Source organism: Arcobacter peruensis (genome assembly GCF_003711085.1).
In the GTDB taxonomy this organism is placed as follows: Bacteria; Campylobacterota; Campylobacteria; order Campylobacterales; family Arcobacteraceae; genus Poseidonibacter; species Poseidonibacter parvus.
On the sequence record NZ_CP032363.1, the window covers coordinates 1,516,327 to 1,531,126 of the forward strand.

Annotated in this window: 18 protein-coding genes; 11 read left to right on the forward strand and 7 right to left on the reverse strand. The window is 28.2% G+C overall.

From position 1 onward, the window contains the following. Nucleotides 1–92: 92 nt before the first annotated feature. The 3 genes from D3Z07_RS07585 to rpsO all read right to left on the reverse strand — a co-directional run bounded on the left by D3Z07_RS07585 (nucleotide 93) and on the right by rpsO (nucleotide 1,980). A complete protein-coding gene (locus D3Z07_RS07585) occupies nucleotides 93–1,154 on the reverse strand; it encodes a DHH family phosphoesterase (RefSeq protein ID WP_076083990.1) in 1,062 nt (353 codons plus the stop codon). Then, the gene (locus D3Z07_RS07590; RefSeq protein WP_076083987.1) at nucleotides 1,151–1,552 is read right to left on the reverse strand and encodes an RrF2 family transcriptional regulator; all 402 of its coding nucleotides are present in this window, start codon (nucleotides 1,550–1,552) and stop codon (nucleotides 1,151–1,153) included. Before D3Z07_RS07590 ends, D3Z07_RS07585 begins: the two co-directional genes overlap by 4 nt. A 155-nt stretch (nucleotides 1,553–1,707) precedes the next feature. Then, nucleotides 1,708–1,980, reverse strand: a complete 273-nt coding sequence (gene rpsO, locus D3Z07_RS07595) for a 30S ribosomal protein S15 (RefSeq protein WP_076083984.1) — start codon at nucleotides 1,978–1,980, stop codon at nucleotides 1,708–1,710. A 177-nt stretch (nucleotides 1,981–2,157) separates the two neighbouring features. Here rpsO and D3Z07_RS07600 point away from each other — a divergent pair, with 177 nt between their 5' ends. After that, entirely contained in the window at nucleotides 2,158–2,796 is a 639-nt protein-coding gene (locus D3Z07_RS07600; RefSeq protein WP_076083981.1) for a hypothetical protein, read from the forward strand. Between the two features lie 13 nt (nucleotides 2,797–2,809). Here D3Z07_RS07600 and moaA read toward each other — a convergent pair whose 3' ends face one another. Both moaA and D3Z07_RS07610 read right to left on the reverse strand, forming a co-directional pair. Continuing rightward, complete coding sequence (gene moaA, locus D3Z07_RS07605; protein WP_076083978.1) at nucleotides 2,810–3,781, reverse strand: GTP 3',8-cyclase MoaA; 972 nt, start codon at nucleotides 3,779–3,781, stop codon at nucleotides 2,810–2,812. Between the two features lie 59 nt (nucleotides 3,782–3,840). Then, nucleotides 3,841–4,758, reverse strand: coding sequence for a glycosyl transferase (locus tag D3Z07_RS07610; RefSeq protein ID WP_122893515.1), 918 nt, complete (start codon nucleotides 4,756–4,758; stop codon nucleotides 3,841–3,843). An 87-nt stretch (nucleotides 4,759–4,845) separates the two neighbouring features. Between D3Z07_RS07610 and D3Z07_RS07615 the strand changes: the two genes are divergently transcribed. The 8 genes from D3Z07_RS07615 (at nucleotide 4,846) to D3Z07_RS07645 (ending at nucleotide 12,316) form a co-directional block, all read left to right on the forward strand. Beyond that, a complete protein-coding gene (locus D3Z07_RS07615) occupies nucleotides 4,846–5,511 on the forward strand; it encodes a Crp/Fnr family transcriptional regulator (protein WP_122893516.1) in 666 nt (221 codons plus the stop codon). Then, nucleotides 5,508–6,515: a type IV pili methyl-accepting chemotaxis transducer N-terminal domain-containing protein gene (locus D3Z07_RS07620; RefSeq protein ID WP_122893517.1), complete on the forward strand. Its 1,008-nt coding sequence runs from the start codon at nucleotides 5,508–5,510 to the stop codon at nucleotides 6,513–6,515. Before D3Z07_RS07615 ends, D3Z07_RS07620 begins: the two co-directional genes overlap by 4 nt. Before the next feature lie 142 nt (nucleotides 6,516–6,657). Next, complete coding sequence (locus D3Z07_RS07625) at nucleotides 6,658–6,984, forward strand: hypothetical protein (RefSeq protein WP_076083968.1); 327 nt, start codon at nucleotides 6,658–6,660, stop codon at nucleotides 6,982–6,984. Nucleotides 6,985–7,002: 18 nt separating this feature from the next. After that, nucleotides 7,003–7,677 carry a c-type cytochrome gene (locus D3Z07_RS07630; protein ID WP_076083966.1) on the forward strand — a complete coding sequence of 225 codons (675 nt, stop codon included), beginning with the start codon at nucleotides 7,003–7,005 and terminating at the stop codon, nucleotides 7,675–7,677. Continuing rightward, the gene (locus D3Z07_RS07635; RefSeq protein ID WP_076083964.1) at nucleotides 7,667–9,088 is read left to right on the forward strand and encodes a cbb3-type cytochrome c oxidase subunit I; all 1,422 of its coding nucleotides are present in this window, start codon (nucleotides 7,667–7,669) and stop codon (nucleotides 9,086–9,088) included. Before D3Z07_RS07630 ends, D3Z07_RS07635 begins: the two co-directional genes overlap by 11 nt. A 9-nt stretch (nucleotides 9,089–9,097) precedes the next feature. After that, nucleotides 9,098–9,253, forward strand: coding sequence for a hypothetical protein (locus tag D3Z07_RS13865; protein ID WP_164707213.1), 156 nt, complete (start codon nucleotides 9,098–9,100; stop codon nucleotides 9,251–9,253). A gap of 147 nt (nucleotides 9,254–9,400) precedes the next feature. Continuing rightward, nucleotides 9,401–11,119 (forward strand): nitrite reductase, encoded by a 1,719-nt coding sequence (locus tag D3Z07_RS07640; RefSeq protein ID WP_122893518.1) that lies wholly within the window; start codon nucleotides 9,401–9,403, stop codon nucleotides 11,117–11,119. Nucleotides 11,120–11,176: 57 nt separating this feature from the next. Then, nucleotides 11,177–12,316 (forward strand): multiheme c-type cytochrome, encoded by a 1,140-nt coding sequence (locus tag D3Z07_RS07645; protein WP_122893519.1) that lies wholly within the window; start codon nucleotides 11,177–11,179, stop codon nucleotides 12,314–12,316. Nucleotides 12,317–12,408: 92 nt separating this feature from the next. Here D3Z07_RS07645 and D3Z07_RS07650 read toward each other — a convergent pair whose 3' ends face one another. Both D3Z07_RS07650 and D3Z07_RS07655 read right to left on the reverse strand, forming a co-directional pair. Continuing rightward, complete coding sequence (locus tag D3Z07_RS07650; RefSeq protein ID WP_076083958.1) at nucleotides 12,409–12,594, reverse strand: hypothetical protein; 186 nt, start codon at nucleotides 12,592–12,594, stop codon at nucleotides 12,409–12,411. Between the two features lie 10 nt (nucleotides 12,595–12,604). After that, the gene (locus tag D3Z07_RS07655; protein ID WP_122893520.1) at nucleotides 12,605–13,222 is read right to left on the reverse strand and encodes a tetratricopeptide repeat protein; all 618 of its coding nucleotides are present in this window, start codon (nucleotides 13,220–13,222) and stop codon (nucleotides 12,605–12,607) included. Nucleotides 13,223–13,347: 125 nt separating this feature from the next. Here D3Z07_RS07655 and D3Z07_RS07660 point away from each other — a divergent pair, with 125 nt between their 5' ends. Together D3Z07_RS07660 and D3Z07_RS07665 are read left to right on the forward strand one after the other, a co-directional pair. Further along, on the forward strand, nucleotides 13,348–13,677 hold the full coding sequence (locus tag D3Z07_RS07660) for a c-type cytochrome (protein ID WP_122893521.1): 330 nt from the start codon (nucleotides 13,348–13,350) through the stop codon (nucleotides 13,675–13,677). Between the two features lies 1 nt (nucleotide 13,678). Continuing rightward, nucleotides 13,679–14,800 carry a radical SAM/SPASM domain-containing protein gene (locus D3Z07_RS07665; protein WP_122893522.1) on the forward strand — a complete coding sequence of 374 codons (1,122 nt, stop codon included), beginning with the start codon at nucleotides 13,679–13,681 and terminating at the stop codon, nucleotides 14,798–14,800.

Here is a 14,800-nt window from a genome sequence, read left to right on the forward strand (position 1 = left end):
ACAGTATTTAATTTTTACATCCTAAAAAATATAAAAAGTTTTAGTATAGAAGGAAGGGTTTAAAATAGGGGTTTAAAGGGGGAAAAGGAAAATTAGATTTTGTCTAATTTTCCTTGTACATAAGTTTTTACATCTTCATAATTGATAGTTTCTTTAAAATCAAGGAATTTTGCACCAGAAGCATTTACATGACCTCCACCTTTTGCAAGCTTAGCTGCCATTTGTGCAACATCAACTTTTCCATCAGCTCTAAAGCTAGAATTACCTTTTCTTCCAACATCAATAAAAAAATCAAAATCTGTATTTGCTTTTAAAAATGCATTTGCTGGAATAGAAATAGAACCTAAACAATATGTTAAAAGTCCTTTATGACCTTTGTATGTAATTGTTAATTTATCTTTAATATCAGCAAGTGATTTTACTAAAAACTTAGCTGATAAGTTATCTAGTGTATCATCTTTTTTATCTAGCTTTAAAAACTCTTTCTTCATAGAATGAAGAGCATTATCAAGTAAGATATTTCCATCTCTTTTCTCTAAATATTTACAAGCTTCTTTTAATAAGTAAATTCTATATTCTCTATTTAGATCAGCAAAAAGTATATTATTTACCTCTCTTGCTTTTGAAACCATCATTAATAAAACTTTACCAAACTCAAAGTTTTTAATTTCATGATCCAGCCAAATATCAACAGCATTAATTGCATCTACTAAAGGAGAAAGCCATGCTCTTTCATCGCAATTAAAAGCATTATACTCTTCACACATATAATCATATACAATTTTTGTAGCACATCTATTTATATCTAAATAGTACCAATGATACATGTCTGCACTTTTTTGTCCAGTTGCATGATGGTCTAGAACCTGTAACTTTATATTAAAACCATTTTCATTTAATTCATTTATATTTTTATCTAAATCTTTTGATTCTTGAGTAGTTAAATTTAAATCTGAAATTAATAGAAAAATCTCTTCTTCTTTATAATCTTCTATTTGTTTTAAAACTTTTTTAATAGTTAACTTAACTTCTTGACCATAATTTGCATTGTAAAAGAAAGCTTCTTTAAAATGTTCTAAACGAAGCATCTCTTTAGTAATTAATTGACATCCATATCCATCTAAATCTGTATGTGAAATATGAAATAGAGTCATGAAGCAATATCTTTTAAAGTTAAATCCCCTAAAAATCCATCAATTTTTGCTTGTAAATTATTTAATAAAGGCCAAATAGTACATAACATTCCTACTTGACTTGGACAAGAATTCACTGACGGTGAACATTCAAAAACAGAAGGTACTTTTTCTTCTGCTGCTGTTGTAATTTCTAATATAGTAATTTGATCATAAGATTTTTTTAAAGCAAATCCACCATTAACCCCTCTATGAGAGACTACAATTTCGTGCTTCGCTAAATTTTGCATAATTTTTGCTAAAAATGATTTTGATATATTTAATTCTTTTGATAATACATCTACGTTAATTGGTTCATCGCTTCTAGCAATTGAAATCAAAGAAAGTAGTGCATATTCACTTTTTTTTGTTAATAACATTTATATCCTGACATATTTTATTGTTTATATTTTACATAAAACATCATTAATATTCGTTATTCTAAAGAATTAATTGTAAAATTTAATTTTTTGAGTAAAAAAAAAGGCTTACAGTAAAACTGTAAACCTTTTTTAAAGAAGTTAGAAAACTAAAATTATTTAGCTCTAATTCCTAATGAAGCAACTAATTCAGTAAATCCTGCAAAGTCAGTTCTTCTTAAATATTTTAAAAGTCTTTTTCTTTTTCCAACCATTTTTAAAAGTCCTAATCTTGAAGAGTGGTCTTTTTTAAATGTTTTTAAGTGCTCAGTTAATACTGAAATTTGCTTAGTTAATATAGCAATTTGTACTTGTGCTGAACCTGTATCACCGTCTTTTTTTGCGTATTTTGCAACAATCTCTGCTTTTAAATCCTGATCTAAAGCCATCATGACCTCCTAATAGGTATATGTATTTCACTTCAATTTTTGTAAGTGGACGCGTATTATAGTAAAAGTTCCTTTAATAAAAGTTAAATAGAACTACAAAATAGTTAAAATAAGACTATAATGTATTATTAAATAATATGTTATAATATTTTTTATACAAAAAAAGAAAGAGTTACAATGATTAATACACCAGAAATATTAAGAAATCCTAATGATAAAAGTTTTAATTTAAGTGAATCTGAAAACTATTCTTTTAAAGAAGCTTATGATTTAATTAAAATAGAAAAATACACTTATTCCCTATTTGCTATTTGGAATGCTGTTGTAATAAATATCCAAAGAAGAATCGAAGATTTCGGAATTAAAAATTTATATAATGTAATTGATGACAAAAAAAACTTTAATGATAAAGGCACAAATTTAAAAGATAGATGGTTAAATGTAAATGAATACAAAATAATTGATTATGCAAAAAATTTAAATATAATTAATCATATTACACATGACATAATTACAACATTATATTGGATGAAATCAATAAATGAAGAAAAAGAGAATCAAAAAATTGACCCTTTTGAAATTTATGCAATTGTTTATTTACTAGAAAAAAATTTATTTTTAAAAGATTTTAAAATTGATCAAAGAGTAAATGAAATAAATACAGAGAATAATTTTAAACGTAGAGAAGAAGATAGATATAATGATTTAAATCTTATACCACAAACACATCAAGAAATGCTTCTAAGAGCAGGAATCGATGCTTTTAATAAAAAAGACAAAGATAGGACAACGTCTCTTTTAGATAAGTATGTTTAATACTTATCTAATATCATCCGCCTGTTTCATAGAAGGCTCTAGTTGATACTTCATTACCATCATCAACTGACCATTTATTTTTTTCAGGTTTACCAGCTAATACTTTTTTCAAGATTTCAACAGCTTCATCAATTCTATCATTTTGAACTGCTTCTTTGATACTCATTGCATCTTCAAAATATAAACATGGAATTAAGTAACCTTCCGAAGTAAGTCTAATTCTATTACATGCTGAACAAAAATCATCTTTATGAGGTTCGATAATACCAAATTGATATCCATCTTCTAATTCATAATATTGTGCAGGTGAGCTTGTATCTCTTGGAACTTCTTTGAAGTTTTTATATTTTCTTGAAATAATCTCTTTCATTTCATCAGAAGTTAAACCTTTAGCTCCATCTTTTGCATGGTTGTTTTCCATAAATTCAATGAATCTGATAACATAACCACGTTCTTTACAAAAATCCAATACCTCAACAATCTCTTGATCATTAATTCCTTTAATTGGAACACAATTTATTTTGATTTTTAATCCTGCATCATCTGCTGCTTGAATACCTTTTAAAACTGTTTTTAAAACATCTTTTTGTGCAATTTTTGCTGCTACATCAGGTCTTAAGGTATCTAATGAAATATTAATTCTTTTTAATCCTGCATCTTTTAATTTTTGAGCTGCATTTGGAAGTAAAAAAGCATTAGTTGTTAATGCTAAATCTATATCATTTTTATAATCAAAAACCATTTTTATAAAAGTATCTAAACCTTCTCTTAAAAGTGGTTCACCACCTGTAATTCTTACTTTTTTTATACCCTCATCTATTGATGCACTTATAAATTTAAATAAATCTTCATATGAAAGTAAATTCTCTTTAGGAACCCACGAAAAAGGTTTCTCAGGCATACAATACTGGCATCTAAAATTACATCTTTCTGTAACTGATACTCTTAAGTAGTCGTGTTTTCTACCATATCCATCTATTAACATATTTTTTCCTTCTATTCTTAACTTGCAAGATTAATATAATTTAACTTAAAAAGGTCAAATTAATTTAACCTTTCCCAAGCTTCTTCTAAACTATCAACTCTTTTGGCAAATACTAAATAAAGAGCAATATTAAACTTTGCAAGTTTTATAATCTCTTCATCTGGATTTTTAACTATCTCTAAGGCTTCTTCTAAAGAAATTTTATCATACGTTTTATCATATGAAATTCCAAAATCTTTTAATGAAAAAGGAAATTCTTGGATTTCTCCATTTACTTCTTTCCAGTATTTTCCATCTTTAAATACCTCAGGACTTCCTTCACTAGCTTTTACAACTAGAACTTCTTTATAATATTCTTTAAACATTGCTAAATATTTTTTTACATAGGGTTTATGAAAAGCTGTTGTAACTCCATATTCACTTTGAGCAGGATTTAATAACTTCTCAACTGTATTAAATACAGTTCTTAATCCTAATTCATGTCTTAAAGGCGTTATATCACTTAACTCTTTTAAGTATTCTATCCTATTGAAAAAGTATACGTGTTGCTTTAGGTCAAGAGATTCAAATATTTCTTTTGTTGTAATTCCATTTTTTGCAGGTTGTAGTAAATCCCCTGAAATAATTAGATTTAATTCCCTTATATCTTTATTTTTTTCATGAAATTCTTTTAATACATTTTCATATAAAGGAAATAAAAATGGATTATTAGTTCTACCATCAAACGAATATCCTAATTCTAATGAATTCTCAACTTTGCTAAACTTCATGTATCTTTTTAAAGCTTTTACAGCAGCTGTTAGTTCTTCATTTGTCTCAAGTTTTGTTCGCCATCCAATTAAAAAAGCTCCTATTTGGCTTTGTGTAACTTTGTTTTCTAAGATTGCTTCTACTGCATTAATTACTTCATCTTCTTCTAATTCTCTATTACCTTTAGGACCAGTTCCAACTGCTTTAATATACTTTTTAAAATTCATTTTAAATAACCTTATTTTATTGTTTAATATACTTTTACAAAAGGATAATATAGAATTGCTTAAATAAAACAATAAGTTAGGAATACCTTGACCATACAAGAAACTATAAATGAGATAAGTTTTTTCGATACTTTAGATGAAAAGCAAAAAGAACAGATTGCTTCAATATCAAGTATTTCAAAATATGAAAAAGACTCTATTTTATACTATGAAAGTGAAACTAAACAAAATATACTTTTTTTAGTTTCTGGATTACTAAAAATATTCAAATTAGATAAGTTCGATAATGAAATTTTTCTTTATCATATATATAAAAACTCTATGATATCTGAGTTATCATCGATTAAGAATCATGATATATATTGTTTTTCAAATGCTGAGTTTGTAAAAGATTCCCTTGTCTTATCAATTGACTTTAAACAGTTCCAAGAGATTTTTTTATCTAAAAATATTTTAACAACAGAGCTTATGGAAATATTACTAGATAAAACTCATCAATTACAATGTATTTTAAATAGAGAGCTTGTATTTGATGCTACTTCAAAAGTAGCTTTTATGTTAAATCAAGATCTTGAAATGTTTAATAAACTTAAACGTCAAGAAGTCTCTTTTATGCTACATATACAACCTGAAACTCTATCTAGAGTATTAAAAAAGCTATCAAGAAATGGAACAATACAAATTGATAATGGTGAAGTAATAATTACAAATAAAACTTCTTTAGAGAATATCTTCACAGGAGTTGGAATATGAAAACAAATACAATAAGCAGAAAAATTAAACTACTAGGAATTTTATTCATACTATTAATGCTAAGTATAATTAATACAACTATTTATCTTAGTGAAAAAAATAAAAAAGATGCCTTGATTATAAATCTTGCAGGAAAAGAAAGAATGCTTACTCAAAAGATTTCTAAAAATATTTTTTATACTTATCATAATAAGCACTATTCTTTTAATGAACTAGATATGGCAACTATTGAATTTATATATAATCTAAACTCTTTAAAAGATGGAAATACTTTAATTGGTATTGAAAAATCTCCTACTGAAGTAATTTCAAATCAAATTTCTAAAATACAAAAACTTTGGGATGATTTTTATTTAGAGATAAATAATTTTAAAAAATATACAATGGATAAACAAACAAATAATGAACAAAAAATAAAAGATATTATAAACACTATTCATAATACAAATAATATACTTTTAAATGAAGTAGATAGCTTAGTTACTTTGTATACATTGCACGCAGAGGAAAAAACTGATTTTATTAGATATATTCAATACTTATTTTTCTTGTTTAGTATTCTTCTAATAATATATAGTTTTGTTCAATTAAGAAAAATGGAAAGTAATGCAAAAAAGTTTTTACAATATTCTAAAGAATTAGTTCAAACATCTGATGTTTCTGAATTAAAACCAATGAAAATTGAAGCAGAAAAAGAGATTGTAGAAGCTTCTGATACTATTAACTGTTTTATTAATAAGATAAATTCAGCTGTTAATTATTCACAAGAAGCAATTGAACAATCACAAAATGCTTCAGTACAGCTTGAAGAAATTACAGATGAGTTTGATAAGATAATTGATGAACTAAAGCATTCAGGAGATCTTTCAACTTATCTAGATAAAAGCGAAGATATGGTTATTCAATCACATGAAGACTTAATAAAATCTACAGAAAAACTTAATAATTTAAAAGACCAATTAAATACGCTTTTACAAGCTTGTAAACCTAAAAAAGACCAATAGTAAATAGTTTTAAAAACTATTTACTTTTTTATTTAAATTCCTTATAAATTTCACTCAAAATTGACATATATCATTTTTTTTATACTCTCTTTAGACTAAAATTTTTCCATAGTTCTTGTATTAACAAAAGAGGAGAAGAAGTATGGAACCTGTTTTAATTATTAGACCGGAAATTGCATTAGATGATTTCTTACCTATATTTTTATCATCTTCATTTGTATTGTTATTTGGACTGTTTTACATAGCAATATATACGCTAGTGAAAATGGAGAAGATAAGAACAGTATATATGCCATTCGCATATATGTTTTGGGCTTTACAAACATATTGTATGTATTACGTTGCTACTACTATTCAAAGTAATGCTTTTACTATAAAAGCATTAATGGTAACAATGGTGTGTTATTTGATCCTTCCACACCTTTACTATTATTTGAATATTAGAAGTGAACAAAGATACGAACAGTAAAAAAATTAGGAGGAACAAGTGTCAAAAAAAGTTGTTTCAGTATGGACGAGTATTCCTTTTTGGAGAAGATCAGCAGCGTGGGTAACTGGTTTTGCTTCAATATTATTAATTTGGTTAACATTTGATTCGTTAGGTCAAATTAGTATGGGGACAGATGAAGATCTTAAAGCTGGTATTACAAAAAGAGTACCAGGACCAACAGTAATTAATTACAAAATTACTTACGAAATGGATACAAAAAGAGGTCATGAGGTGCCAGTTATTGGTGAGAAAGAAAAATTCTTTGGTAGAGATGACTGGAGCGAAGAAGAAGCTCGTGAGTTACTTCACTTAGGTAAATTAGGTTCACAAGCTAAAAACTGTATGAACTGTCATACTTTACTTGGAAATGGTGCTTATTATGCTCCTGATTTAACAAAAGCGTGGTTAGATCCAGCATGGGGACCAAATGGGCCATATTTAGGAATGACTAATTCTACTACAAAAGAAGAAGCTATGTCTAAATTTTTACAAGACCCTTCACAATATCCAACTCATGAAAGAATGATGCCGGATTTAGATATTACTGAAAGAGAAGCTATGGGACTTGTAGCATTCTTAAAACATATGTCATCTATTGATACAAACGGTTTCCCAAGAAACTTTGCGAGAATGTCAACTGATGGAGTAACAGGAGCGATTCATGGAAAATAATTTAAAATTTGAATCTCAAAAATTAGCGATTAACTATTTTGTAGTTGCAGCTATTTTATTTGGTGCACAATTATTAATGGGGCTTATTGCAGCCACTCAATTCTTATATCCAAGTTTTCTTTTTGAAATCTTTGATTTTTCAGTAGCTAGAATGGTACATATTAATGCACTTGTTGTTTGGATGTTATATGCAATGATTGGTTCTGTTTATTACCTTTTACCTGAAGAAACTGGTATTGAAACTGTTGGTATTGCAATTGGTAAATTAGCTTTTTATATTTTAACAGCAGCTGTTACTGTAGTTGTTTTAGTATATATTCTAGTTCAAATTGGACCTGCAACTGAATCTACTATTTGGTTTATTAACGAAGGTAGAGAATACATTGAAGCTCCAAGATGGGCTGATATTGGTATTGTTGTTGTTGTTTTAGTATTTGTTTTTAACCTTTTTGCAACTGCAATGAAAGGTAAACAAACAGGTATTGTTACTGTATTAATGGCAGATGTTTTAGCACTTGCTGGTTTATATCTAGCTGGTATGTTCTTTACTGATAACATTTCTATGGATCAGTACTGGTGGTGGTGGGTAATTCACTTATGGGTTGAAGCAACTTGGGAAGTATTTGTTGGTTGTTTATTATCTTATGGATTAATCAAAATCATTGGTGCAAGAAGAGAAGTAGTTGAAATGTGGTTATGGATTGAAGTAGCTATGTTATTTGGATCTGGTATCTTAGGTATGGGTCATCACTATTTCTGGATTGGTACTCCTGAGTACTGGTGGGAAATTGGAGCATTATTCTCTGCACTTGAACCTGTTCCTTTAGTAGCTATGTTTGTACACGTTGTTTATGACTGGGGTAAAGAGACTGGAATTAAAGAAGGCGCACAATCTGGTGAAAAAACAATGAATAACTCACCTGCTTTTGCATGGTTTGTTACAAATGCTTTTGGTAACTTCTTAGGAGCTGGTGTTTGGGGATTCTTCCATACATTACCACAAGTTAATATTTATACACACGGTACACAGTTTACATCAGCTCACGGTCACTTAGCGTTCTTTGGAGCTTATGCAACTATTTTAATTGGTATGTTCTATCTTGGTGTTCAAGGTAAAAATGGAATTAAAGTTATGAAAGCTACATTTGAATCTAAAATGGCGATTTTCTTAATCACATTTGGTGTTTTAGGAATGACTGTTTCTTTAACAGTAGCTGGATATGGTCAAGTATTAGTTGAACGTGCTCAAATGGGAGCAACATGGGAAGCATTCTTTGTATCTCAAGACATGGTATGGTTTGTACAAGGTCTAGGATGGAGATTAGCAACAGGTGTAATGACTTTCATAGGTTTTGTGTACTTAATAAAAGATTTATTAACTACATCAAAAAATGCAAGACACGAAAGATAAGGAGATATTATGTTTGAACCAATGACTGACCTAGTACCTAGCTTTTTTGCTACGTTAAACCAAGGTCCTTTAACACTAACACTTTTTCTTCACACATTTATTATAATTCCAATGTTTTGGATTTATAAACAAGAGAAGAGAAAACTAGAGGAAGAAGAAGATTAAAAAAATGAGAGGAAGTCGTGTTCCTCTCGTTTAAATGATTTTAAGAGAAAACTTCGCCGAGATATTACTTATTTATCTAAAGAGGGTAAATAACTAATATCTTGGCCTTCAATGATTATTTTTATATTAAATATAAAGGGAGAAATTATGAAATTAGGTAAAGTTTTAAGTTTAGCAGCGTGTACAGTTGTAACAGCAGGTTCTTTGTTTGCAGGTACTTCAGATATGAATTTTGCAGAAGTATATGAAAAAGAGTGTCAGGGATGTCATGGACCAATTCACCAAGGTGGGGTTGGGTCAGATTTAAGACCAGGTGCTTTAAAGAAAAAAGAAAGACACGTATTAAGAGATGCAATTTTAGCAGGTGTTGAAAATACAGCAATGCCTCAATGGGATCATTCATTCTCTAAAGATGATGCAGATGGTATGGTTGATTGGTTAATGGATTGGAAAGATAATACAAATTATAAATTAGATTTCGATCAAATTCACTCAACTTGGACAAAATTAGCTGATAGAGAAGCATTAGCTAAAAAATATACTAAATCAGCAGATACTAAATCAGTTCTTGATATTACATTTGCAACTGAAAGAGATGCCTCTTTAGTTGACTTTATTGATTCAACTAATGGAAAAGTATTATCTAGACATAAAGCTGGATTCGCAGTTCACGTAACAGTAACAAATAAGAAAAACCCAAGATATGCTTACTCAATTTCAAGATCTGGAAGATTAACTATGTTTGATATTGCAGCACCTGGTCAACCAGCGCTTGCTTCTGTTCAAGTTGGTTTTGAATCAAGAGGACTTGCAGTATCTCCAGATGGTAAATATGTAATTGCTGGAAACTATACTCCAGGTGGAGCAGTTTTATGTGATGCAATGACTTTAGAGCCATTAAAAGCATATGATACATCTGCAGTAATTAATATGAAAGGTCAAATTGAAGCGTCTAGAGTTGCATCTTTAGCAGATACTCCTTATGGTCCTTACTTTGCAATGGCGTTAAAAGATGCTGGTAGAGTATATATTATTGATTATTCAAAACCTGATTTCCCAATCGTTGGAGATGTTCCAAATATCGGTGAAGTACTTCATGATGCATTCTTAAATGAAGATGAAGGTGAAGATTTTGGTAGATATTATATGATTGCATCTCAAGGTTCAGATGTAATGGGTATTGTTGATTACAAAGAGAAAAATTTAGCTGCAAAAGTTTACACAGGTAAAAAATCTAAACCACATCCAGGTCAAGGATCTTCTTGGTTTAATAAAAAAATGGGTAAACAATTACATGCAACTGTAACTATGAATCAAGGTTCTGTAGTTATTTGGGATTCTAACTGGGAAATTGTTAAAAAAATTGAAACTTCTGGTGGTGGATTATTCATAGGAACTGCACCACATACTCCATATTTATGGGCAGATACAGTTCTTGGTAAACCAGCAACATATAATGAAGTTTACTTAATTAACAAAGAAACTTTAGAAACTGATAAAATTGTAAAAGTTGGTAAAAAAGAAGGTCAATTAATTGATGCTAAAACTAAAAAAGTATTACAAACTTGGGATGCAACACAGTATAAAACTATAACATTCCCTGAATCTAATCCAAAAATTGGTAAAGATAAAGTTATTGAATATACTTCTAAATTAGGTGATAAAGTTAAAGAACCTGTACAACCAAGATTACTTCATGCAGAACCTGCAAACCATGGTAAATGGACTATGATTTCTGAATGGACAACTGGTAGAATTGGTATTTATGAATCTGAAAGTGGAAAATTTATTAAATATATTAATAACTTAACTACTCCTACATTTACATACTCTGTTGAACACAGACAACATATCCCTGGTGCATAATTAGGAATATGTAAATATTCATCTCTTTTGAGATGAATATTTATCAAAAGGATTAAAATGAAAAAAGATATTTTAATAAAACTTTTAATTTTAATCCTTCTTTTTAACTCTCAACTCTTATTTTCAAAATACTTAGATTCAAAATCATGTAACGAATGTCATCCAACCATCTATAAAGAGCACGCTTCAAGTATGCATCACAAATCTTCTATTTATACTGATGAAATTCATACTAAAATGAAAGAAGCAATAAGTCCAAGAAAATATGCATGTGCTATATGTCATACACCTGCTGTAAAAAATTTAAGACCTTTAATGCAAGGAAAATCTCAGCCAAGTGAATTTGATCATAGATTAAAAGATGGAGTTTCCTGTTCATATTGTCACCAAATTTCAAAAGTGATTTTTACTAAACAAAAAGGTGTTAATTTTTCAACTATGAATGATAAATTAAAACCAACATTTTTTGGAAATCTAGAAAGTCCAGAGAGTTCAAGTAAACATAATAGTTCTAGTAATAATTCAAACTATGTAAACAGTAAAGTTTGTATGGGTTGTCATTCACATAAAATCAATAAAAATGATATTCAAATTTGTAGTACTTTAGATGAAGTTGGACAAACAAGTGATTGTATTTCATGTCATATGCCAAAGAAAAAAGGAACACCTACAAAATTAAATGCAAAAGCGAGAGTAGAATATACTTCACATGAGTTTTTAGGAATACACTCTGAACAAATGGTTAAACAAGCTATTGAGTTAAAATTAAAACAACTATCAAACAATTCATTTGAATTATATATAAAAAATAAAATGGGTCATTCCATAATTACACAGCCTATGAGACTTAAATATGCTAAAACAGAAATTTTAAGAGATAAAAAAATCATATGGCAAAATTTTGATAAAAATCCTTATAAAGATAAAGATACTACTTTTTCTATAGTATTTAAAGATATAAATAATAAACCAACTTTTCCAGCTTTTGCAAAAGGATATATTTATAATAATAACTTAAAATCAAAAGAAGAAAAAAGAGTTATCTATAAACTTAAAGAGTTAAAAAAAGGTGATATTATAAAATCCACGTGGGTTTCATATATCATAGCTCCAAAAATTGCTAAAAAACTTGATATTACAGATAAAGAATTAACCAAACAAATCTTAGGTCAAACAGTTCAATTAAAAATTAAATGATAAAAACTATTCTACTATTATTAATTTTTATTAGTTCATGTTTTTCATATAATATATCATGGTATTCTTAATAAGTATTTTATGAAACAAGATTATAGATAATATAAAAGTGCACCAGTAATTAATGAAAGTACAATTGTTAAAACAACTGTTGAAATATCATAAATTCTATCACTAATTTCTATTTTTGTTTCTACAAATTCTACTATTTTCATAGCAGGATAAATCATAAAAACTAAAAGTACCGATGAGAAAACTAAAGTTAATACTATTTCCATTTTTTATTCCTTAATATTTTGATAATTCAAATTCATTCCAAAGCTCTAAAGCCTTTGGGTTTCCAGAATCTTTTGCTTTTTTTATATACATAGCAGCTTTACTCAAATCTTTTTTTACACCTTGAGCTGATATATACATAAATCCTAAATTTACTTGTGCGTTTGTATTACCTAAGTTTGCAGATTTTTCATACCAGTAAACTGCTTCTTTTGGATTTTCTTTTACAGCAAGTCCTACAGTATACATATATGCTAAATTAAATGAAGCTTGTGAATTATCTAAAAGTGCAGCTTCTGTAAACAGTGCTACTGCTTTTTTATAATCTTTTAAAACTCCATAACCTTGCATATAATTACTTGCTAATTGAGTCATTGCATAAGAGTTTTTTGCATTACTTGCAATTTCTAACCATTTAATAGACTCTCTTAAATCTTTTTTAACTCCATCCCCATTATTGTACATAATAGATAGATTATGAGCAGATTTCGAATTGCCATTGTTTGCACTTTGTAAAAATAAGTCATAAGCTTTTTTAAACTCTTTATTTTTATATGATTCTAATCCATCATCATAATTACTTGCAAAAAGTAAGGAAGCACAAGATAAAGCTAATAATACTTTTTTCATTATTATCTCCTTTATAAATATATCTATAATTTTATCTAATTATATTCATAATATATTGATAGCTATCAAGTCTTCATATTTGCATTTATGTTAACATTTAACATAAAAAAAATAAGGAGTACAAAATGAGTATAATAAAAAAAATACCACTTGTACTAATATTTTTTTGTTCATTTAGTTTTGCACAAGATATAAGTGGCGAAAAAGTATTTAAAACGTATTGTTGGGGTTGTCATCACCAAACCTCAGTTGCTTTTGGACCCTCATTTCAAGAAATGGCAGATAAAAGAACAAGAGGTGAAATTCAAGGTCATATAATTGCACCTAAATCTACATATAAGCAATTAGGTCACAAAAGATCAGTAATGCCAAGTTTCCAAGACAAGCTTTCTATTGAAGAATTAAATGCAATAACTGATTTTATATACACATTTAAATCATCAAAGGATAAATAAAATGTTTAGATTGTCAAACTTAATCAAAACTACTTTAGAAGATACAAAATCTAGAACTCTAAATGGTTCTATTATGATATGGAACTTTACAAATCGTTGTAACTTATCATGTCATCATTGTTACAGTAAAGCTGATGCAAATGAAAAAGATACTTTAACTTATAAAGAAATAGAACAAACTATTTCAAGACTTAAAAAAGGAGGAGTTAACTTTGTTATCTTCTCAGGTGGAGAACCTCTTTTAAGGAAAGATATTTTTGATATTGCACAGTGTATGAAAGATAATGGAATTATGACTTATCTATCTACAAATGGTTTATATATAAATGAAAAGAATGTTGACCAAATTATTGACACATTTAATTATATTGGTATTTCAATTGATGGTATTGAAGAAATCCATGACCAATTTAGAGGTCAGAAAGGTTCTTATAAAAAATCTATTGAAGCAATTAAATTAGTTCAAGCTCATGGTGGAAATGCTGGAATTAGATTTACAATTACAAAAGAAACACAAGATAGTTTTTATGCAATGTTTGATTTATGCGAAGAGTTAAATGTTGATAAACTTTATATCTCTCATCTTGTTTATTCAGGACGGGGAGAAGAGAATCTAGAAATTGACATTTCAAAAGAGCAAAGAAGAGAATATGTTGAATTTATAATCGATAAAGCCTTTGAATATTATAAAGATAATAGTAAAATTGACCTAGTAACAGGAAATATGGAAATGGATTCAATACTGTTATTAAATAGATTTAAAAAACAATATCCACAAAAAGCTGAGATTTTAGAGAAAAAACTAAAAGCTTGGGGTGGAAACTCTGCTGGAAATAGACTTGGAAATATGGATTGGGCAGGAAATGTAAAACCAGATCCATTTTTTCCATTTACAGTTGGAAATTATTTAGAAACTCCTTTTGATGAAATTTGGACTTCAAATGAAAATGAAATTTTAAATAAATTAAGACAAAGCCCTCGTGAAATAAGAGGAAAATGTTCAAACTGTAAATATATAGATATTTGTAATGGTGGTTCAAGAAGCAGAGCTTATGCAATGACAGGTGATTTATGGCAAGAAGACCCATCATGTTATTTAACAGATGATGAAATTAGGAGATAA